Raw genomic sequence first — 19,195 nt, forward strand, 5'->3', positions numbered from 1 at the left:
TAGGGCCGATCCTCGCACGCGGGCTCCCCGGGCGGCAACCCCGTGGCGACCGGGGCCGGAAGTCTGCCGGGCCGATGCGCCCCCGCACCCCCGCGTACCCTCGTTCCCGTGCCAGCCTCACCCCCGCATCACGTCGCCGTCCTCGTGCTCGAAGGCGCGAAGCCTCTCGATGTCGGCATTCCCGCGCAGGTGTTCACGACCCGCGCGAGCATGCCGTACGAGGTACGGGTGTGCGGCGCGGCGCCCGGCCTCGTGACCGGCGGCGACGGTCTCTCGTACTCCGTCGCCCACGGCCTCGACGCGCTTGTCTGGGCCGACATCGTCTTCGTCCCCGGCTACCGGCACCCGGACCGTGACGACCCGCCACAGGCCGTCGTCGACGCGCTGATCGCCGCCCACCACCGGGGCGCGCGGCTCGCCGCCATCTCGACGGGCGCCTTCGCGCTCGCCGCCACGGGCCTGCTCGACGGCAAGCGCGCCACCACGCACTGGCACTACACCCGGGCGCTCAAAGCGAAGCGTCCGCTCGTTCAGGTCGACGAGAACGTTCTCTTCGTCGACGAGGGCAGCGTGCTGACATCGGCCGGCGCCGCCTCGGGCATCGACCTGTGCCTGCACATCCTCCGCGGCGACCTGGGGGTGTCCGCGTCGAACCACGCGGCGCGGCGCCTGGTCGCCGCCCCCTACCGCAGCGGCGGCCAGGCGCAGTACGTGCCGCGCAGTGTGCCCGAGGGGCTCGGCGAGCGGTTCGCCGCCACCCGGGAGTGGGCGCTTCACCGGCTCGGCGAGCCCCTCACCCTCGATGTGCTGGCCCGGCACGCGGCGGTGTCGCCGCGCACGTTCTCGCGCCGCTTCGTCGAGGACACGGGGTACACGCCGATGCAGTGGGTCATGCGCGCCCGCATCGACGTGGCCCGTGAGCTGCTCGAACGTTCGCAGCGGAGCATCGAGCAGATCGCCGCCGACGTCGGCCTCGGCACCGGTGCCAATCTGCGGCTGCACTTCCAGCGCATCCTCGGCACCACGCCGAGCGAGTACCGGCGCACCTTCGCCCAGGGCGAGTAGCCCGCCGCCACGTGGCGCGATCCTTTCGGACCGTGGCGATCACGCCGCTGTCACCGGCGGATGCCGCGCGAGAACCTGATGGCGAACCGAACAAGGGACGCCACTCATGACTCGCATCGCCATCAACGGATTCGGCCGCATCGGACGCAATGTGCTGCGCGCACTGCTCGAACGCGACAGCGACCTGGAGGTCGTCGCCGTCAACGACCTCACGGAGCCCGCCGCCCTCGCACGGCTGCTCGCCTACGACACGACGGCGGGCCGGCTCGGCCGCCCGGTGACCGTCGACGGGGACGCCCTCGTCGTCGACGGCCGCCGCATCACCGTGCTCGCCGAGCGCGAACCGGCGCGGCTGCCGTGGGCCGGACTCGGCATCGACATCGTGCTCGAGGCGACCGGCCGTTTCACATCGGCCACGGCCGCCCGCGCCCACATCGACGCGGGCGCGAAGCGGGTGCTCGTCAGCGCGCCGGCGGACGGCGCCGATGTCACGCTCGCCTTCGGGGTCAACACCGACGCGTACGACCCGGCCACGCACACGATCGTCTCGAACGCCTCCTGCACGACCAACGCCCTTGCCCCGCTGGCCGCGGTGCTCGACGATCTCGCCGGCATCGAGCACGGCTTCATGACGACGGTGCACGCCTACACGCAGGAGCAGAACCTCCAGGACGGTCCGCACCGCGACGCCCGCCGGGCCCGCGCGGCCGCCGTCAACATCGTGCCGACCACGACGGGCGCCGCCAAGGCGATCGGCCTCGTGCTGCCGAGGCTCGACGGCAGGCTGTCGGGCGACTCGATCCGCGTGCCGGTCCCGGTGGGGTCGATCGTCGAACTCAACACGACCGTCGCCCGCGACGTGACGCGCGAGGACGTGCTGGCGGCGTACCGCGCCGCGGCGCGGGGACCGCTCGCCGGCGTGCTCGAGTACTCGGACGACCCGCTCGTGTCGTCCGACATCACGGGCAATCCGGCCTCGTCGATCTTCGACTCGGCGCTCACCCGCGTCGACGGCCGCCACATCAAGGTGGTCGCCTGGTACGACAACGAGTGGGGCTTCTCGAACCGCGTGATCGATACGCTCGAACTCCTCGCCGCCGGCTGACCGGAGACCGGGGCGGCCCTCCGGGCGCTCCCCGTCGCACCCTTCGGCCCCGGCCACGCCGCTACGTCGGGCCCGGGTCCGGCTCCGGGCCCGGCTCCACCGCCGGGCCGGGCCCCGGGCCGGCGGCCTTGCGCAGGACGGACACGATCCCGACCCCGGCGGCGCAGAGCGGGACGGCGATCAGGGCCCCGAGGATGCCGGCGATACCGGCTCCGGCCACCACGGCCACCATGATGGTGGCCGGGTGGAGCTCCACGGTCCGGCTCTGGATGAGGGGTTGGAGGACGTTGCCCTCGATGGCCTGGACGGCGAGGACGATGCCGAGCGCCCAGACGGCCGTGCCCAGACCGCCGTCGGCGAGGGCGACCAGGACGGCGACCGTCCCGGAGAGGAAGGCGCCGACGAACGGGATGTAGGCGCCCATGAAGACCAGGGCGCCGAGCCCGGGCGCACCCGGGACGCCGAGCAGGAGCAGCCCGATGGTGATGAAGAGGGCGTCGATCAGGGCGATCAGCGTGGTGCCGCGCATGAAGCCGGCCATCGCCTCGAAGGCCCGGTCGGCGCAGGCGATGACGGTTTCGGCGGTGCGGGCGGGGAGGTAGGAGCGGACGGCCTCGCCGGTACGGTGGCCGTCGCGGAGGAAGAAGAAGACCAGGGCGAGCGCGAGGACGCCGCCGGTGAGGATCTGGGTGGCGAGGCCGAGGCCGGAGATCACGCTGTTGGTGAGGGCGGAGACCAGAGAGTTGGTCTCGCCCTTGGCGTTGTCCAGGGCGTGGCGGATCTTCTCGCCGACGGGCCCGAGCCATTCGGCGAGCCGGTCACCGGCCTGCTGGAGCGCGGCGGCGATCTGCGGGGCGCTGTGCGCCAGCGAGTTGACCAGCAGGGCGATCACGCCGCCGACGGCGACCACCAGCACGGCGCAGGTCAGCCCGGCGGCCACACCCCGGCTGACACCGCGTCGGACCATCCAGGACATCACGGGGTGGAGCAGCGAGGTGCCGAGCAGCGCCAGGATCACCGGGACGGTGGCGGCCCGCAGCTCGACCACGGCGAAGACCGCGAACGCGGCGACGGCCAGGAGCAGAATGACCGCCGCCGACCAGGCGGCCGCCGCCCGCACCACCGGCGGCAGCATCAGATACGGCCTGCGGTGGTCCGCCCGGTGTTCCTCCGGCGCGTCGCCGGACGGGGACTCCCCCGACATTCCCACCTCCGTGTGGGTCGATTGGTCCGAATCGCCCCATACCATCAGATGATCTGATCAAATGTGCGCTTTGTCGGATGCGCGGCGCGCCCCGCCGACGGCAGCGCCCGGGCCGGCCCTCACCGGCCCGGGCGTTCAGCCCAGGGGGCTCACTCGTGGAACTCGAACCTCCACGCCTGCCCCTGGTCGCCGACCTCCAGCGGCCGCAGTGCGATCCGGTGCGGGATGATCTTCAGCAGGCTGAGGTCCACGGCCAGTTCGACGCCCTCGACGGGACCTCCGGGGACGACGACGAAGAAGGTGGACGGCTCCGAGGACTGGTAGAGCGCCCACTCCTTGGGCTCGGGCACCCCCTGGACCTGCGTGTTGACTCTCGGCGGGCCCTCGTAGCCCAGGTACGACTGCTGCCGGAGGTTGCGGATGTGGACGTTGCCGTTGTCGAGCCCGTCCACCTGCCATTCCTGCTCACCGGGCTCGCCGGTGGGCGGCAGGAGGATCACGTTGTCCTTCGGCCCCTGCAGGGTGAGCAACTGCTCGCCGGGCCTGGCGATGGCGTAGACGCCGTTGGGTACGGGTGCCACAGAGAACTCCAGTCGTGTGGGCGATGCCGTACGGGACACCGCCGTTCGATGGGCGGGTCGATTCAATCGGCCCCAGCCCACCGTGCACGGACGAAACGCGGTCCGCCACTCCATCGGGGCACGACCACCCGAACGCACGAACGAGCCCCGAACCCGGGCCCTACGCGTCGGCGATCCGGGCCTGGACGAGCGGCAGCGCGCGGGTGCCCGGGGTGGGAGGCCCGCTCACCGGCGGCCGTCCAGCACGGAGCGCAGCACGTCGATCCGGTTGCTGGTGATGGAGGCGACGCCGGCGGCGCGCAGCCGGCGCATGGTGCGGCGCAGGTCGGCGGTCCAGGTGGAGACGGCGAGCCCGGCGTCCCGGGCGGCGGCCGTGAGGTCGGGGGTGACCAGGCCGAACGGCGGGTTGAGGTAGCGCGGGCGCAGGTCGTCGAGCAGCGCCCGGGCGGGCAGGCCCGGCTGCTTCCAGGTGAGCGCGATCTCGGCGTCCGGGGCGAGGGCGCGGACGGCGAGCATCGCGGTGGCCGGGCCGCAGAAGGCGACCCGCCGCTCGGCACCGAGGGCGGTGACGGCCTCCCAGGTGGCGGCGGCCGGGTGCGGGTCGTCGAGGTCGATGAGCAGCCGGGCGGCCGGGGTTCCGGCCACCGTCTTGACCGCCTCGGCGAGGGTGGGCACGGCGAGGGCGCCGTCGCGCAGTTCGTCGAGCTGGTCGAGGGTGACCCGGCGGATGGGGCGCGGGTCGCCCCAGAGGCGTTCGAGCGTCGGGTCGTGCAGCAGGACGGGCACGCCGTCCCGGGTGAGCTGGACGTCGACCTCGACGGCGTCGGCGCCGGCGGCGAGCGCGGACCCGACGGAGGGCAGGGTGTTCTCGCGGTGGCGGTACGGGTCGCCGCGGTGGGCGACGGCGAGCACCGGGCGGGCGGGGTCCGGGGTCCCGGCGGCGCTCATCGGGTCTTCCCCGCGAGCCAGGGGGACAGGTGGTGGTAGGTGACGGCCTCGCGGTAGCCGGGCTCGCCGGGCACGGTGACGATCAGCGTGCAGGAGGGCGGGAAGGTCCGCTGCCTGACGTGGACCAGGCCGGTCCAGACCGAGTTGAGGAAGGCGGGCACGCTGTCCCGGGGGACGTCGAAGGCGATGCCGTCGAGGGTGACCACGGCCTCGTCGTGGACGAAGAGGCGGACGGTGATCTCGGGGCGGCCCGCTATCTCCAGCAGGGCCTCGTGCGGGACGGCGTCGAGTTCCGGGCCGTCGGCGCCGACGAGGCCGGCGAAGGTCTGGTCGCGGCCGATGTCGTGGCTTGCGCGGACCTCGCGGCCGTGCCGGGCGGCCATCGCCTCGACCGCGAACACGGCGCTCTGGGTGGACGGCAGCGGCGGATGGGACATCGGTGGTCGGCCTTTCCTGAACGGGCGGTGGGTGGACGGGCGGTGGGCGGACGGGTCAGCGCCGTTCGATCATCACATTGGTCGACTTGATGACGGCCGTCGCGGGGGCGCCGGGCACCAGTTCGAGCTCCTCCGCGGACTCCCGGCTGATCAGCGAGACCACCCGGAACGGTCCGGCCTGGATCTCCACCTGGGCCGCGACATCACCGAGCACCACGGCGGTGACGATCCCGGGGAAGCGGTTGCGGGCGGAGGACGGCCGCCCCTCGGCCTCGGCGGTCTCGGGGCGGGCGAGCTCCCGGGCGAACGCGGCGAGCTGGGCGCCGGGGATGATCCGGTGGCCGTGCTCGTCCCGCTCGGCGGCGACCCGGCCGGCGTCCACCCAGCGCCGCATGGTGTCGGCGCTCACGCCGAGCAGCGCCGCGGCCTCGCCGATGCGGTACGGGTTGACCGGCGCCTCGGGCTGGCCCATGTGCGACTCCTGACGGTGGATCGGGATCGGGGGAAGGGGCCCGGGTGCGCGACGGCGGCGCGGGCCGGTCCTCGCCGCCATCCTGCCGTACGGGGCGCCCACCCGGCCAAGCGGAGCGCCCCGGGGGCTACGGCTCGCCGAAGAGGTCCCGGCGGAGGGCGTCACCGGCGGTGAGCACGGCGCCGCTGAGGATCGCGCCGCCGCCCGCCGTACCCGGGCGGACCTCGGTGCGCAGCGGGGAGAGCTCGGCGAGCCGGCGCTCGACCCGCCCGGCGAGCTCGGCCCCGCCGGCCCGGCCGATCTCGCCGCCGAGGACCACACAGCCCGGGTCGAGGACGACGCAGACGGCGGCCGCGCCGACGGCTATCCGCGCGGCCAGCTCGTCCAGGAACGCCGCGCCGTGCTCCCCCGCGGCGAGTGCGGCGCGGACGGCGGCCTCGGCGGCGGGCGCGTCGCGGGCCGGGCCGGCGGGCAGGCCGTGGGCGCGGGCGAGGTCGCAGATCGCGGCGCTGCCGGCCAGGCTGTGGAAGCCGCCCTTGGAGACGGTGGCGGTCGGCAGGCCGCCGGTGCCGGGCACCGGCAGGAAGCAGATCTCGCCGGTGCCGCCGGAGGCACCGCGGCGCAGCCGGCCGTCGAGGATGACGGCGGCGCCGACGCTGTGGCCGAGCCAGAGCAGGACGAAGGTGTCGCGGTCGCGGGCGGCGCCGACCCGGTACTCGGCGCGCCCGGCCAGGTTGACCTCGTTCTCCAGGATCACGTCGGTGTCGGGCAGCTCGCGCAGGGCGGCGAGCAGTTCGGCGTGCCAGCCGGGCAGCGAACCGGTGCTGTTGAGCCGGCCGGTGGCCGGGTCGACCAGGCCGGGGGCGCCGACGGCGACGGTGTGCAGCCGCTCGACGCCGACCCTGCGGGCGGTGTCCAGCAGCGCGCGGACGATCCGCGCGGCGACGGCGCGGTCCGGCTCACCGCCGTCACTGCCGTCACCGGGATCGCCGTCGGAGCCGCCGTCGAGGTCGCCGTCGTCGTCGCAGCCGCCGGAGCGCCGCCCGACCGGGAGCTCGGCGCCGGCCAGGGTCCGTCCGGCGAGGTCGGCGACGACCAGGCTGACGCCGACCGAGCGGACGTCGATGGCGGCGATGTGGGCCCGGGAGGCGACCAGGGCGTACAGCCGGGCGTTGGGGCCGCGCCGCTGCTCGCCGCGCTCGCCGACCACGGCGACCAGGCCGGTGCGCTGCAGCCGTTCCAGCAGGTCCGCGACGGTGGGCCGGGACAGGCCGGTCAGACCGCGCAGCTCGGTCGCGGTCAGTGGTCCCTGTTCGAGCAGCAGGTTGAGCGCCAGCCGGTCGTTGATCGCCCGGGCGGTGCTCGGCGTCGCCGTACGCACGGTGGTCATGGAAGTGCATCCTTCCAGAGTGTTTCTATCAGGGTCCCTTCCTGATAATTTATCGAACCGCACCGCAGGAGCGCGAACAGCGCCGCGCGGGCAGACCTAGAACAGGAACCACCCACAGGGCACCGCCGCGCCGACCGCGCGGCCGGGAGGGATCACCGGATGACCGACACCTTGACCGGGAAACCGCAGGAGCCGCTGGAATCCCCGCGCCGGGCCAGAACCAGCATCGCGCTGGTGTTCGCCGTGCACGGGGCCGTCGGCGGCAGCTTCGTCACCCGCATCCCCTGGATCCAGCACCGGCTCGACCTCTCCCCCGGCCAGCTCGGCCTGGCCCTGGTGATGCCCGCGATCGGCTCCTCCCTGGCGATGCCGCTGGCCGGGCGGTTCGTGCACCGCTACGGCGGGCGGGCGGCGCTGCGCGGGCTGATCGCGCTCTGGTGTCTGGCGCTGGCGCTGCCCGCGCTCGCCCCCTCGCTGCCGGCGCTCTGCCTGGCGCTGCTGGTGTACGGCGCGACGGCCGGCATGGCGGACGTCGCGATGAACGCGCAGGGCGTGGACACCGAGGAGCTCCTGGGCCGCTCGATCATGTCCGGGCTGCACGGGATGTGGAGCGCGGGCGGGCTGGTCGCCTCCGGCTTCGGCATCCTCGCCGCCCACCAGGACCTGGACGCCCGGCTCCAGCTGGCCGTCACCGCGCTGGTGCTGCTGGCCCTGGCGCAGCCGGTCTGCCGGGCCCTGCCCGACCTGCGGACGGCCCAGGAGAGCGAGGCCCCGCCGCGGTTCGCGCTGCCGCCGCGCAGTTCGCTGGTGATCGGGCTGGTCGCCTTCTGCGCGGTGTTCGCCGAGGGCGCCTCGATGGACTGGAGCGGCGTCTACCTGCGGGACGTCACCGGCGCCTCGGCGACCGTCGCGGCCGCCTCGTACACCGCGTTCTCGCTGACCATGGCGGTCAGCCGGCTGGCCGGGGACGCGGCGATCCGCCGGCTCGGCGCCGTCCGGGCGACCAGGCTGAGCGGCGCGATCACCACCGTCGGCGGCCTGCTGGTGGTGGCCGCCGACAGCCCGGCGCTGGCGATCCCGGGCTTCGCGCTGATCGGGGTCGGGGTGGCGGTGGTCGTCCCGCTCGCCTTCGCGGCGGCCGGCCGGATCGGCACCAACCCGAGCCAGGCCATCGCGGGCGTCGCGACCGTCACCTACACCTCGGGCCTGGTGGCCCCGGCCATCATCGGCGTGCTCGCCCAGGCCACCTCGCTCACCGTCTCCTTCGGCGTGGTCACGGCGCTCGCCTTCGCCCTGCTGCTCGGCGCGGGCGCGCTGCGCCGGGCGGAGCCGCAGCACACCGGACTCCCGGCCACCGAAGACACGGCCGCCGGAAACATGGCGACCGGAAAATCGGCGACCCCGAAATCGACCACCGAAAACGTGACCGCACTGTCACCGGAAAAGCCTTCCAAAAACAATCTCCCGGCGATATGATCGCACCACAACGGGGAATTTCTCGCTAATATCGCCGACTGCCGGGCACGCCAGTGCCCGGCAGTTCCGCGACCAGCGAAGGAATTCCCCATGTGCTACGACGCCGATGCCGTACCCCCCGTGCCCGCCCCCACCGACCGGCAGTCGGTCCAGGCCGGGCCGCTCACCCTGACTTCCGGCGACGGGACGGAATTCGCCGCGTTCCTGGCCCTTCCGGCACATTCCACCGGTCCGGGGGTGCTCGTCCTGCCGGACAACCGGGGGCTTTCCGGTTTCTACCGGCAGACCGCCACCCGGCTCGCCGAACACGGCCACCCGGCCCTCGCGCTCGACTATTTCGGCCGCACCGCAGGTGGCGACCCGGAAAAGCGCGCACCGGAATTCGGTGAAATGCCGAACCTGCTGCCCCACCTGCTCGCCCTCACCCCGGACGGCCTGGACGCCGACCTCACCGCCGGCATCGACCGGCTGCGCGCGACCGGCGCGCCCGAGGTGGTCGCACTCGGCTTCTGCTTCGGCGGCCGGCAGGCGTTCCGCGCCGCCGCACCCCGCTTCGGCCTGGCCGGCGCGGTCGGCTTCTACGGCTACCCGGACGCCATCAACGGCTCGCCCGGCCCCACCCAGCTCGCCGCCGGGCTGACCGCGCCGATCCTCGCCCTCTGGGGCGGCGCCGACGAGTCGATCCCGCCCGCGACGGTCGCCGCCTTCGACGCCGCACTCACCGCCGCGGGGTGCCCGCACATCTTCATGAATTACCCGCAGGCTCCGCACAACTTTTTCGAACTCGGCGCTGTCGAACACTCCGACGCGGCCAGGGACGCCTGGCAGCGACTGCTCGACTTCCTGGCCGGTCCCGGCCGGCCCCGGCCGGTCTGACCCCCGGTCACCAGTGCCGCGCACCACATCTCGGGGAGGAACCCGCATGACCGACCACACCCGCGCGACGCGGCGGCTCGGCTCCGCCGCCGCCGTCCTCGCGCTCGCCGCCGGCCTCGCCGTCGCCGCACCGGCGTCCCGGGCCCGGGCCGAGACCTCCAGCCAGTTCGAGATCGTGAACCTCGCCACCCGGCAGTGCCTGGAGGTCGCCGACTGGCGGACCGACGACGGCGCCCCGGTCCGCCAGTGGCCGTGCACCGGCGGCGACAACCAGAAGTGGGTCTGGACCGACAACGACGAGCTGGTCAACGTCCACAGCGGCAAGTGCCTGGAGATCCCCGCCTACAGCACCACCCCGGGCACCCAGGCCGGCCAGTGGCACCGCAACGGCGGGCGGAACCAGGTCTGGAGCGACGCGGGCCGCCTGCACAGCGGCCTGCGCACCATCGCCAACGTCAACAGCGGCCTCCTGCTGGACGTCGCCGGCGCCTCCACCGCGCCCGGCACACCCGTGATCCAGTGGGAGCCCAACCACGGCGACAACCAGACCTGGTTCTACTCGCCGTGGCCCACCGGCCCGCACAACTGACCGTGCGCCACCACGCCTCGCCCCCGCACCGCGCATCCGAGGAGGATCCATGCCCGCACCCCGCGGCGTCATCGGACGTCTGGGCTCCACCGCCACCGCCCTCGCCGCCGCCGCGGCCCTGGCGGTCGTGGTGACGCCGGGCCAGGCGCAGGCCGCGACATCGATCGCGTTCGAGATCGGCAACGCGGCCACCGGCAAATGCCTGGAGGTCGCCGACTGGCGCACGGACAACGGCGCCCCGGTCCGCCAGTGGAGCTGCACCGGCGGAGACAACCAGAAATGGGTCCGGACCGACCGCCACGAACTGGTCAACGTCCACAGCGGCAAGTGCCTGGAGATCCCCGCCTACAGCATCAAGTGGGGCGCTCAGGCCGGCCAGTGGACGTGCGACGACGGGCTGAACCAGTCCTGGTCGGAGACCCTCGTGCACCACAGCGGGATCCACACCCTGAACAACGGCTACAGCGGCCTCGTCCTGGACCTCTACGGCTTCGACGGGACCGACGGCGCGGCGATCACCCAGTGGGGGCGCAACGGCGGTCTCAACCAGGCCTGGTTCTACTCCCCGTGGCCGTCCGACCCGATCGGCTGACCTCCCCGCGCGACCGCGGCTCCCGACCCGCCCCGTACCCCATCACACCCCTCAGGAAGAGTCCATGACCTTACGAACCGTCCTCGGCCGACGACTCGGTTCGGCCGCCGTCGGCCTCGTGGCGATCGCCGGCCTCGCGCTCGCGGCGCCCGCCGCCTCGGCCGGGACCGCCGACGACGAACCGGTCGAGATCAGGAGCGGCGCCTACGGGAGCGGGACGAACACGTGCCTGGAGGTCGCCGACTGGCGAACCGACGACGGCGCCCCGGTCCGGATCTGGCAGTGCACCGGCGGCGACAACCAGAAATGGACGCTGACCGGCCACGGCTGGGTGAACCTGCACAGCGGCAAGTGCCTGGACGTGCCGGGCTTCAGCACCGTCTGGGGCACCCGGGTCGACCAGTGGACCTGCGACGGCGGCGACAACCAGATGTGGACCGACCCGATGCTCGGACACACCGGCCAGGCCCGCTGGATCGTCAATCACCACAGTGGTCTCTATCTGGATGTCTACGGCGGCGGCACCGCCAACGGCACCCCGGTGATCCAGTGGGAGGGCAAAACGGCCTCCCCCAACCAGATCTGGAGCTACAACCCGTACACACCGATCTTCGGGATGGCATAGACCGCCCAGGTGCCCCCGGCACACCCGGCCGGAGGCACCGGTTACGCTCGGGCGGTGCCCGCACCCGCACCGCCCGTGCCACCGATGACACCCGTCCCACCGCCCGCCGCCGCGCCGCGCTCGCCGTGGCCGCGGTTCGCCCTGCTGCTGGTGATCCTCGGCGCGGCGGCCGGCTCCCTGCTGCTGTGGAGCCCGACGTCCCTGCTCTCCGGCGGGCCGCCCGCCGGGGTGCCCGGGTACTGGCTGGCCCCGGTGTTCGTCGGCGTCTACGCGGTGGGGACGCTGGCCTTCGTACCGCGGCCGGCGCTGAACGCGGCCGCCGGGCTGCTGCTCGGCATCCAGCAGGGCGTGCTGCTGGCCGTCCTCGGGACGGCGCTCGGCGCGGCGGCGGCGTTCGCGCTGGGCCGGCTGCTCGGGCGGGACGCGCTCCGCCCGTACCTGCGCGGGCGGATGCTCGGCGCGCTGGACCGCCGGTTCACCGAGCAGGGGTTCCGCAGCGTCCTGCTGCTGCGCCTGCTGCCCGGGCTGCCGTTCCAGGCCGGCAACTTCGGCGCGGCCTTCTCCGGCGTGCGGTTCCTGCCGTTCCTGACCGCCACCGCGATCGGCGTGGTGCCGACCACGGCGGTGTACGTCACGGCGGCGGCCAGCGCGGGCGAGCCGGGCTCGGCGGCGTTCCTGGTGTCGGCCGGGACGATCGCGGCACTCGGCCTGGTGAGCCTGGTCTCGCTCTGGCGGGCCGCCGTCCGCCGGCGGTCCGCGGCGGCGTAGCGGACCACGGCGGCGCGGCGGTCCGCCCGGACGCCGGCCGGGACGTCAACAACAGGCGCCTACCGACCGGCTATTCGGTCGCTTCGGCCGCACGGTTGCGCCAGGATGAGCGCCATGACAACCACCACCCCACGGGTCGAGCCCCCGTTCGCGGCCGACGAGACGGCCATGCTGACCGCCTGGCTCGACTTCCACCGCGCCACTCTCGCCGTCAAGTGCGAGGGCCTGACCAGCGAGCAGCTGCGGCTGCGCTCGGTCCCGCCGTCCGGCCTCTCGCTGCTCGGCCTGGTCCGGCACATGGCCGAGGTCGAACGCCACTGGTTCCAGGGCACCCTGCTCGGCGCCGATACCGCCACCGGCCACTACTGGACGGCGGAGGACCCGGACGGCGACTTCGACCACGTCGACACCGCGGACGCCGAGGCGGACTTCGCCACCTGGCGGGCCGAGATCGCGGCCGCCCGGCAGGCCTGCGAGGGGCTGCCGCTGGAGACCGTCGGCAAGCTCCCGCGCCACGGCCAGGAGGTCACACTCCGCTGGATCCTGGTCCACATGATCGAGGAGTACGCCCGGCACAACGGACACGCCGATCTGCTCCGCGAACTGGTGGACGGTGTCACCGGGGAATGAAATCGTTCCCGCATTGTTGACAGAAGGTCAATTAGGTGGCGCCCCCGACCGATATGGTCTATGCGCGCAACCGCGCACCGTACACCAGCGTCCCCTCTGTTGCCCGGGTTCGCCCGGGTTTCCGGCGCGGCACGACTCGTACGGGGGTCGCGAGCGGGCACGGGACCGGTGATCAGTGCGATACTCGGACAGTTCCGGCGAGTGGATGACGTGTCAGAAGGCACGCGCACCCGAGGGGACGCGTACGGGACGAGACGAGGGAGGCGCGGCATGGGAGCACTTCGCGACGAGCACCACAACGGGTGGCTGATGCCCTCCGGGAACTACCCGGCCGCGGTGTACGACGACGAGTGGGTCGAGCAGGAGACGGTGCCGTCCTCCCCCGCCCCCACGAAGATCGTCTCCCTGCGGCCGACCGGCTTCGACGCCGCCAGGGCGGTCGGGGAGCACATCCGGGCCTGCACCCCGGTCGTGATGGACCTCACCGAGATGGACGACGCCGAGGCCAAGCGGATGGTCGACTTCGCGTCGGGGCTGATCTTCGGCACCCGCGGCGGGATCGAGCGGATCGCCCGCCGGGTGTTCCTGCTCACCCCGTCGGACGTCGAGGTCATGGTGATCGACCGGCCGCTGGACGACACCGGGTTCTACAACCAGAGCTGACGCCCGAGGGTCCGCGACCGGGGACGGCAATCGCCGTCCCCGGTTTTTTGCTGCCCTCACCCAGGCCGCACCCCGACCCAGGGGCCTCATCTGAGGCACGGAAGAAACGAATGAGACATCCATGTCTCATCTGACCTACACTTGCCCCATGGCCACCGATCGCGACACCGTCCTCGAAGCCGCCGTCGGCGTGCTCTCCCGCCGCCCGACCGCCCACCTGGACGAGATCGCGCGCGCCGCTGGCATCAGCCGCGCCACCCTGCACCGGCTGTTCCCCGGCCGGGAGGCGCTGACCCGCGAGGTCGGCCTGCTCGGCCTGCGGAAGTTCGGCGCCGCGCTGGACACCGCCGCCGTCGAGGACGGCGACGCGCACGCCGCGCTGCGCCGCCTGGTCGACGCGATCGTCCCGGACGCCGCGCTCTGCGCCTTCCTCACCGGTGAGAACCAGCTCTACGACGACGACAGCGTCAACGAACTCTGGGAGTCCCAGATCGCCCGGCTGCACGCGCTCTTCCTCCGCGGCCAGCAGCAGGGCGTGTTCCGCGTCGAGCTCTCCGCCGGCTGGCTCAGCGAGGCCTTCTTCGACCTGGTGGCCGGCGTCGGCTGGGCCGTCCAGGACGGCCGGCTCGCCCCCCGCGACGGCGCGTTCTCGCTCGCCGAGCTCTTCCTCGGCGGCGCGCTGAGAACCCGTCCCACCGACTCCTGACCACGCACCTCGGACCGGAAACCGGAAACCGATACCCCATGAGCAGCACCGTCCACGCCCACCCCCGCCAGCGCTGGACCGGCCTCGCCGTCCTCGTCCTGGCCGTCACCCTGGTCGCCGTCGACGCGACCGTCCTCTCCCTCGCCATCCCGTCGATCAGCGAGACGCTGCGCCCCAGCGGCACCCAGCTGCTCTGGATCGGCGACGTCTACTCCTTCGTGCTGGCCGGCCTGCTGGTCAGCATGGGCTCGCTGAGCGACCGGATCGGGCGCAAGAAGCTGCTGCTCGCGGGCTCCGCCGCGTTCGGCGCCGCCTCGCTGCTGGCCGCCTACGCGCCCGGCCCCGGCTGGCTGATCCTGGCCCGCGCGCTGCTCGGCGTGGCCGGGGCGACGATCATGCCCTCCACCCTGTCGCTGATCCGCGGCCTCTTCCCCGACGACCGCGAGCGGGCCACCGCCATCGGCATCTGGGGTGCGGCCGCCACCGCCGGCGCCGCGCTCGGCCCGGTGGTCGGCGGGGTGCTGCTGGAGCACTTCTGGTGGGGCTCGGTGTTCCTGCTGAACATCCCCGTGGTCGTCCTGCTGCTGGTGCTCGGCGGCCGGCTGCTGCCCGAGTCGAAGGACCCGAAGCCGGGCCGCTGGGACGTGCTGAGCGTCGCGCTCTCGCTGGCCGGGGTGATCGGCGTGGTCTACGCGATCAAGGAGGCCGCCGCGCACGGTGTGGTCCGCTGGGACGTCCCCGTCACCGCCGTACTGGGCGCCGCCGCGCTGACCGTCTTCGTCCGCCGCCAGCTGCGCCTGGACACCCCGCTGCTGGACGTCCGGCTCTTCGCCGACCGCCGCTTCACCGCCGCCGTGCTGGCCTCGCTCACCGCGCTGGTCGGGCTCTCCGGTGTGGTCTTCGTGACCTCGCAGTACCTGCAGCTGGTGCGCGGCTACGAGCCGCTGAAGGCGGGCCTGGCCGAGCTTCCGGCCTTCGCCGGCGCGGTGGTCGGCGGGCTGCTGACCGCCCGGCTGGCCCGGCGCACCGGCGCCCGGACGGCGCTCACCCTCGGTCTGCTGGCGATGGGCACCGGCATCGGCCTGCTCGGCTGGGTACAGCAGGACACCACCTACCTGCTGCTGGCCGCCGCCTTCCTGATCGTCGGCACCGCCGAGGGCGTGGTCTACACGCTCGGCGCCGACCTGGTGCTGGGCGCCGCGCCCGCCGAGAAGGCCGGCGCCGCGTCGGCGGTCTCCGAGACGGCGTACGAGCTGGGCACCGCGCTGGGCATCGCCCTGGTCGGCTCGGTGGTCGCCTCGCTCTACACGGGCGGGCTGGCCGTCCCGGCCGGGACGGACCCGGAGGCGGCCGCCCGGGCGGGCGAGTCGCTGGGCGGCGCGGTGGAAGCCGCGCACGGTCTGCCGCAGACCCTGGCCGAGCCGCTGCTGGCGAGCGCCCGGGACTCCTTCGTGCACGGCATGAACACCGCCGCGCTGCTGGCCGGCGCCCTGCTGCTGGCCGCCTCGGCGCTGGCCTGGCGGCTGCTGCGCGGGGTCGACCGGCCGACGGCCGGCGGGCAGGTCAGTGAGCAGGTCAGTGAGCAGACCGGGCCGCGGAGCACGGCGCACGCGAAGACCCGCGGCTGAGCGGCGAGGGCCTGTCCGGCAACCCCTAGGAGGTCCCGAACGGCAGCTCCAGCTCCGCCCAGACCACCTTGCCGTCCCTGGTCAGCCGGGTGCCCCAGCGCTGGGCCAGCTCGCTGACCAGGAACATGCCGCGCCCGCCCTCGTCGTGCTCCGCGAACGGGCGCAGCTGGGGCGCCGGACCGCCCGTGTCGGCGACCTCGACGGTGAGCACCCGGTCGCGGAAGAGGCGCAGCCGGCGCGGGGCGTCGGCGTGCAGCAGGGCGTTCGTGACCAGCTCGCTGACCAGCAGCTCGGCGTAGTCGGCGAGCGCGGTCAGGCCCCAGGCGGCGAGGGTGGCGCGGGTGAACCGGCGGGCCTTGCCGGGCAGCCGGCCGCCGCCGCTGAGCGGGAGGGTGGCGACCCGGTCGGCGGGCAGCGGCAGCACCCGGGCCATGATCATCGCGATGTCGTCGTCGGTGCCGTCGGTGACCAGGGCGCCGAGGACGGCGTCGCAGCTCTCCTCCAGGGTGCGGCCCGGCCCGGAGAGGGTGCGGGCGAGCCGGTCGATGCCCTTGTCGATGTCCTGGCCGCGCCGTTCGACCAGGCCGTCGGTGTAGAGGGCGACCATGCCGCCCTCGGGGAGGGTGAACTCGGTGCTCTCGAAGGCCACGCCGCCGACGCCGAGCGGGACCCCGGGCGGGACGTCCACCGTGTCGGCGGTGCCGTCGGGGGCGACCCGGACCGGGGGCAGATGGCCGGCCGAGGCGATCTGCACGGTGCGTTCCAGCGGGTCGTAGACCGCGCAGATACAGGTGGCGAACTGGCTCTCGCCGATGCCGGAGGCCGTCTCGTCGAGGCGGGTGAGGACCTGCTCGGGCGGCATGTCCAGGGTGGCCAGGGTACGGGCGACGGTCCGCAGCTGGCCCATCGTGGCGGCGGCCCGGATGCCGTGGCCCATCACGTCGCCGACCACCAGGGCGACCCGGCCGCAGGAGAGCGGGACGACGTCGAACCAGTCGCCGCCGACCTCGCTGACCACGCTGCTCGGCAGGTAGCGGTAGGCGATCTCCAGGCCGAGGGTCCGGTGGATCTCCTGCGGCAGCAGGCTGCGCTGGAGGGTGAGCGCGGTCTCGCGCTCACGCCGGTAGAGCCGGGCGTTGTCGATGGCGAGGGCGGTGCGGGCGACGAGTTCCTCGGCGAGGGCGACGTCGGCGGCGGTGAACGGCTCGGAGTTGCGCATGCGGATGAACTCGGAGCCGCCGAGGACCATGCCCCGGGCGGTGAGCGGCACCATCAGGTACGAGTGGATGCCCGCCTCGATGCCGGGGGCGACCCGTTCCTCGGTGGCGACCAGGCCGCGCAGCACCTCCTCGTCCACCTGGGCGCGCAGCAGCGGGCGGCCGCTGCGCAGGCACTGGGTGTAGTTGCGGTCGGGGGCGTACTCGGAGACCTCGCCGACGGTGTCGACGGCGTGGGCGAGGCCGGACTCGTAGGACTCGCCGACGGCGACGGCGCGCAGCTGGACCGAGCGGTCGGCCGGGATGGCGGCGGGCTCGGCGCCGCGCAGGACGGGCTCCAGCAGGTCCACGGTGGCGAAGTCGGCGAAGCGCGGGACGACGGCCTCGATCAGTTCCTCGGCGGTGCGCTGGAGGTCGAGGGTGGTGCCGATCCGGGCGGTGGCCTCGGCGATGGTGGCGAGGCGTTCCTGCGCGCGGGCGGCGCGGGCCTCGGCCTGGAAGCGTTCGGAGACGTCGATGATGGAGGAGCAGACCCCGAAGACCCGGCCGGTGGAGTCCTCCAGCCGGAAGTAGGAGGCGGACCAGGCCCGGTCGCGCTGCGGGTCGCCGGGGACGCGGCCGTGCGAGCGGGCGTCGACCACCGGCCTGCCGGTGCTGAGCACCTGTCTCATGATCTGTTCGATCTCGGCGCTGTTGATGCCGGGCAGGACGGCGCCTATCCGGCGGCCGAGATGCTCGGCGACGGACCTGCCGTTCATCCGGGCGAGGGCCTCGTTGAGGCGGACGTAGCGCAGCTCGGTGTCGTAGACGGCCATGCCGATCGGGGACTGCCCGAAGATGCCGTCCAGGACGGCGAGGTCGGCCTCGATCTGGTGCAGGGCCCGGGTGTCGGAGGCGGTGGCGAGCATCAGCAGGGTGCCGCCGGGGCCGGCGATCGGGTAGGTGCGGAACTCCAGCTGGAGCAGGCGGCCGTCGCGGTGGCGGACCGGGAAGACGCCGGACCAGCCGGTGCCGCTCATGATCCGGTCGAACAGGGCGAGCATCTCGGGGCGGTCGGTGTCGTCGCCCAGCAGCCGGGCGGCGTAGCTGCCGACGGCCTCCTCGGCGGTGTAGCCGAGCAGGGTCTCGGCGTCCTCGCTCCAGTGCAGGATCAGTCCGTCGTCCTGGAGCAGCGCGGTGGCGAGCGGGACCAGCCGGTGGCCGTCGAGGCGTGTGGGGGCACCGCCCGGTGCGGGGCCGGCGGCGTTGGTCGCGTCCCACTCGTGTCCGTGCATGATGAGGCAGCACCCCGGTTCGGCTCGTTCCCGGCCGGGGGCGGTCCATGCGGTCCCGTACCGACCGGGGTTCTTCTCCAGACTGCACGGACATCGGCCCCCCGGCGACCCCTTGGTCAGGGGCCGGCCGGACGGGCCGGGGTGTACGGGCGTCATGGGCGTACCGGGCGCAGCGTACCCTCCAGAACGCCCGCCCACTGCCGGATCACCCCGGATCGTCTGGCGCGGTCGTCGGTGAGCAGGTTGGCCAGGCCGAGACCGCGGGCGAGGTCGAGGGTGGCCTGCACGGATTCCCGGACGCCGGGGACGGTCTCGTCGGCGTCCAGGAACTCGACGGCGGCGCGGTGGGCCTCGCGGCCGACGTGACCCTCCAGGGCGATGATCCGCTCACGCAGCGGTTCCTCGGTGGCGGCGGCGGTCCACAGGTGCAGGGCGGCCCGGAACAGCGGGCCGGTGTAGAGGCGGACGATCATGTCGACGACGGCCTCGGTGCGGGCCGGGCCGGCGGCCGGCAGCCGGTCCGCGTGGGCGCGGACGGCGGCCAGCCGCTCGGCGGTGACATGCTCGACGGCCGCCGTGAAGAGGTCCTCCCGGGTCGGGAAGTGGTGCTGGGCCGCGCCGCGCGAGACTCCGGCGCGTTCGGCGACCACGGTGACGGTGGAGCCGTGCCAGCCGAGTTCGGCGAGGCAGTCCACGGCCGCGGAGAGCAGCCGCTGCCGGGTGGCGCGGCTGCGGTCCTGCTGGGGTGTGCGGGCGTGGGGTGTGCGGGCGGCGGCGGGCCGGGCGGCCGGGCGGGTGGTCATCGGCGGTGGCGGTCCCCTCGTGGTGCGGTGCGGGCCGGGTGTGCGGTGGCGCGGCGGGCCCGGGGGTCCGTGCCCCTGCCCGCGCCGGTGGCACGGTGCTCCGGTGCGGGCGGGGTCGATCCTCGCAGACGGGCCGGTGGCCGCCG

At 74.0% G+C, this 19,195-nt stretch carries 20 protein-coding genes; 12 read left to right on the forward strand and 8 right to left on the reverse strand.

Annotated features, from left to right (window positions below):
- Window positions 1-108: 108 nt before the first annotated feature.
- Window positions 109-1,065 carry a GlxA family transcriptional regulator gene (locus tag ACIO5D_RS30955; protein WP_400655349.1) on the forward strand — a complete coding sequence of 319 codons (957 nt, stop codon included), beginning with the start codon at window positions 109-111 and terminating at the stop codon, window positions 1,063-1,065.
- A 106-nt stretch (window positions 1,066-1,171) separates the two neighbouring features.
- Window positions 1,172-2,170 (forward strand): type I glyceraldehyde-3-phosphate dehydrogenase, encoded by a 999-nt coding sequence (gene gap, locus ACIO5D_RS30960; protein WP_400759802.1) that lies wholly within the window; start codon window positions 1,172-1,174, stop codon window positions 2,168-2,170.
- Window positions 2,171-2,231: 61 nt separating this feature from the next.
- On the opposite strand, the gene ACIO5D_RS30965 is transcribed toward gap, so the two are convergent.
- The 6 genes from ACIO5D_RS30965 to ACIO5D_RS30990 all read right to left on the reverse strand — a co-directional run bounded on the left by ACIO5D_RS30965 (window position 2,232) and on the right by ACIO5D_RS30990 (window position 7,202).
- Window positions 2,232-3,374: an AI-2E family transporter gene (locus tag ACIO5D_RS30965; RefSeq protein WP_400655343.1), complete on the reverse strand. Its 1,143-nt coding sequence runs from the start codon at window positions 3,372-3,374 to the stop codon at window positions 2,232-2,234.
- A 149-nt stretch (window positions 3,375-3,523) separates the two neighbouring features.
- Window positions 3,524-3,955: a hypothetical protein gene (locus ACIO5D_RS30970; protein WP_400655340.1), complete on the reverse strand. Its 432-nt coding sequence runs from the start codon at window positions 3,953-3,955 to the stop codon at window positions 3,524-3,526.
- A 225-nt stretch (window positions 3,956-4,180) separates the two neighbouring features.
- The gene (locus ACIO5D_RS30975) at window positions 4,181-4,903 is read right to left on the reverse strand and encodes a glycerophosphodiester phosphodiesterase (RefSeq protein WP_400655337.1); all 723 of its coding nucleotides are present in this window, start codon (window positions 4,901-4,903) and stop codon (window positions 4,181-4,183) included.
- Entirely contained in the window at window positions 4,900-5,340 is a 441-nt protein-coding gene (locus tag ACIO5D_RS30980; RefSeq protein ID WP_400655334.1) for a hypothetical protein, read from the reverse strand. The genes ACIO5D_RS30975 and ACIO5D_RS30980 overlap by 4 nt, the downstream gene beginning before the upstream one ends.
- Before the next feature lie 55 nt (window positions 5,341-5,395).
- Window positions 5,396-5,812 (reverse strand): TOBE domain-containing protein, encoded by a 417-nt coding sequence (locus ACIO5D_RS30985; RefSeq protein ID WP_363609861.1) that lies wholly within the window; start codon window positions 5,810-5,812, stop codon window positions 5,396-5,398.
- Window positions 5,813-5,939: 127 nt separating this feature from the next.
- Entirely contained in the window at window positions 5,940-7,202 is a 1,263-nt protein-coding gene (locus ACIO5D_RS30990; RefSeq protein WP_400799235.1) for an ROK family transcriptional regulator, read from the reverse strand.
- 159 nt (window positions 7,203-7,361) lie between these two features.
- Here ACIO5D_RS30990 and ACIO5D_RS30995 point away from each other — a divergent pair, with 159 nt between their 5' ends.
- The 10 genes from ACIO5D_RS30995 (at window position 7,362) to ACIO5D_RS31040 (ending at window position 15,755) form a co-directional block, all read left to right on the forward strand.
- Window positions 7,362-8,678, forward strand: coding sequence for an MFS transporter (locus ACIO5D_RS30995; protein ID WP_363609857.1), 1,317 nt, complete (start codon window positions 7,362-7,364; stop codon window positions 8,676-8,678).
- Window positions 8,679-8,768: 90 nt separating this feature from the next.
- Window positions 8,769-9,554: a dienelactone hydrolase family protein gene (locus ACIO5D_RS31000; protein WP_400759814.1), complete on the forward strand. Its 786-nt coding sequence runs from the start codon at window positions 8,769-8,771 to the stop codon at window positions 9,552-9,554.
- 46 nt (window positions 9,555-9,600) lie between these two features.
- Entirely contained in the window at window positions 9,601-10,143 is a 543-nt protein-coding gene (locus ACIO5D_RS31005) for an RICIN domain-containing protein (RefSeq protein ID WP_363609853.1), read from the forward strand.
- Window positions 10,144-10,192: 49 nt separating this feature from the next.
- The gene (locus ACIO5D_RS31010) at window positions 10,193-10,735 is read left to right on the forward strand and encodes an RICIN domain-containing protein (protein WP_400759816.1); all 543 of its coding nucleotides are present in this window, start codon (window positions 10,193-10,195) and stop codon (window positions 10,733-10,735) included.
- A gap of 64 nt (window positions 10,736-10,799) precedes the next feature.
- Window positions 10,800-11,360 carry an RICIN domain-containing protein gene (locus ACIO5D_RS31015; protein WP_400799237.1) on the forward strand — a complete coding sequence of 187 codons (561 nt, stop codon included), beginning with the start codon at window positions 10,800-10,802 and terminating at the stop codon, window positions 11,358-11,360.
- 84 nt (window positions 11,361-11,444) lie between these two features.
- Window positions 11,445-12,128, forward strand: coding sequence for a VTT domain-containing protein (locus ACIO5D_RS31020; RefSeq protein ID WP_400799239.1), 684 nt, complete (start codon window positions 11,445-11,447; stop codon window positions 12,126-12,128).
- A gap of 114 nt (window positions 12,129-12,242) precedes the next feature.
- Window positions 12,243-12,758 carry a DinB family protein gene (locus ACIO5D_RS31025; RefSeq protein ID WP_363609845.1) on the forward strand — a complete coding sequence of 172 codons (516 nt, stop codon included), beginning with the start codon at window positions 12,243-12,245 and terminating at the stop codon, window positions 12,756-12,758.
- A gap of 270 nt (window positions 12,759-13,028) precedes the next feature.
- Window positions 13,029-13,421 carry a cell division protein SepF gene (locus ACIO5D_RS31030; RefSeq protein ID WP_400655316.1) on the forward strand — a complete coding sequence of 131 codons (393 nt, stop codon included), beginning with the start codon at window positions 13,029-13,031 and terminating at the stop codon, window positions 13,419-13,421.
- Window positions 13,422-13,569: 148 nt separating this feature from the next.
- On the forward strand, window positions 13,570-14,127 hold the full coding sequence (locus ACIO5D_RS31035) for a TetR/AcrR family transcriptional regulator (RefSeq protein WP_400655314.1): 558 nt from the start codon (window positions 13,570-13,572) through the stop codon (window positions 14,125-14,127).
- 38 nt (window positions 14,128-14,165) lie between these two features.
- A complete protein-coding gene (locus ACIO5D_RS31040; RefSeq protein ID WP_363609839.1) occupies window positions 14,166-15,755 on the forward strand; it encodes an MFS transporter in 1,590 nt (529 codons plus the stop codon).
- 25 nt (window positions 15,756-15,780) lie between these two features.
- Here ACIO5D_RS31040 and ACIO5D_RS31045 read toward each other — a convergent pair whose 3' ends face one another.
- On the reverse strand, window positions 15,781-18,246 hold the full coding sequence (locus tag ACIO5D_RS31045; protein ID WP_363609837.1) for a SpoIIE family protein phosphatase: 2,466 nt from the start codon (window positions 18,244-18,246) through the stop codon (window positions 15,781-15,783).
- 152 nt (window positions 18,247-18,398) lie between these two features.
- Window positions 18,399-19,049, reverse strand: coding sequence for a TetR/AcrR family transcriptional regulator (locus tag ACIO5D_RS31050; protein WP_363609835.1), 651 nt, complete (start codon window positions 19,047-19,049; stop codon window positions 18,399-18,401).
- Window positions 19,050-19,195 lie beyond the last annotated feature (146 nt).

It is taken from the genome of Kitasatospora sp. NPDC087315 (genome assembly GCF_044744345.1).
In the GTDB taxonomy this organism is placed as follows: Bacteria; Actinomycetota; Actinomycetes; order Streptomycetales; family Streptomycetaceae; genus Kitasatospora.

What these genes read in the sequence shown, in the direction of transcription:
- gap (WP_400759802.1), top strand. Translation starts at nt 1,172, where the DNA reads ATGACTCGCATCGCCATCAACGGATTCGGCCGCATCGGACGCAATGTG.
- ACIO5D_RS30965 (WP_400655343.1), bottom strand. Translation starts at nt 3,374, where the DNA reads ATGTCGGGGGAGTCCCCGTCCGGCGACGCGCCGGAGGAACACCGGGCG.
- ACIO5D_RS30975 (WP_400655337.1), bottom strand. Translation starts at nt 4,903, where the DNA reads ATGAGCGCCGCCGGGACCCCGGACCCCGCCCGCCCGGTGCTCGCCGTC.
- ACIO5D_RS30980 (WP_400655334.1), bottom strand. Translation starts at nt 5,340, where the DNA reads ATGTCCCATCCGCCGCTGCCGTCCACCCAGAGCGCCGTGTTCGCGGTC.
- ACIO5D_RS30985 (WP_363609861.1), bottom strand. Translation starts at nt 5,812, where the DNA reads ATGGGCCAGCCCGAGGCGCCGGTCAACCCGTACCGCATCGGCGAGGCC.
- ACIO5D_RS30990 (WP_400799235.1), bottom strand. Translation starts at nt 7,202, where the DNA reads ATGACCACCGTGCGTACGGCGACGCCGAGCACCGCCCGGGCGATCAAC.
- ACIO5D_RS30995 (WP_363609857.1), top strand. Translation starts at nt 7,362, where the DNA reads ATGACCGACACCTTGACCGGGAAACCGCAGGAGCCGCTGGAATCCCCG.
- ACIO5D_RS31000 (WP_400759814.1), top strand. Translation starts at nt 8,769, where the DNA reads ATGTGCTACGACGCCGATGCCGTACCCCCCGTGCCCGCCCCCACCGAC.
- ACIO5D_RS31005 (WP_363609853.1), top strand. Translation starts at nt 9,601, where the DNA reads ATGACCGACCACACCCGCGCGACGCGGCGGCTCGGCTCCGCCGCCGCC.
- ACIO5D_RS31010 (WP_400759816.1), top strand. Translation starts at nt 10,193, where the DNA reads ATGCCCGCACCCCGCGGCGTCATCGGACGTCTGGGCTCCACCGCCACC.
- ACIO5D_RS31015 (WP_400799237.1), top strand. Translation starts at nt 10,800, where the DNA reads ATGACCTTACGAACCGTCCTCGGCCGACGACTCGGTTCGGCCGCCGTC.
- ACIO5D_RS31020 (WP_400799239.1), top strand. Translation starts at nt 11,445, where the DNA reads ATGACACCCGTCCCACCGCCCGCCGCCGCGCCGCGCTCGCCGTGGCCG.
- ACIO5D_RS31025 (WP_363609845.1), top strand. Translation starts at nt 12,243, where the DNA reads ATGACAACCACCACCCCACGGGTCGAGCCCCCGTTCGCGGCCGACGAG.
- ACIO5D_RS31030 (WP_400655316.1), top strand. Translation starts at nt 13,029, where the DNA reads ATGGGAGCACTTCGCGACGAGCACCACAACGGGTGGCTGATGCCCTCC.
- ACIO5D_RS31035 (WP_400655314.1), top strand. Translation starts at nt 13,570, where the DNA reads ATGGCCACCGATCGCGACACCGTCCTCGAAGCCGCCGTCGGCGTGCTC.
- ACIO5D_RS31040 (WP_363609839.1), top strand. Translation starts at nt 14,166, where the DNA reads ATGAGCAGCACCGTCCACGCCCACCCCCGCCAGCGCTGGACCGGCCTC.
- ACIO5D_RS31045 (WP_363609837.1), bottom strand. Translation starts at nt 18,246, where the DNA reads ATGCACGGACACGAGTGGGACGCGACCAACGCCGCCGGCCCCGCACCG.
- ACIO5D_RS31050 (WP_363609835.1), bottom strand. Translation starts at nt 19,049, where the DNA reads ATGACCACCCGCCCGGCCGCCCGGCCCGCCGCCGCCCGCACACCCCAC.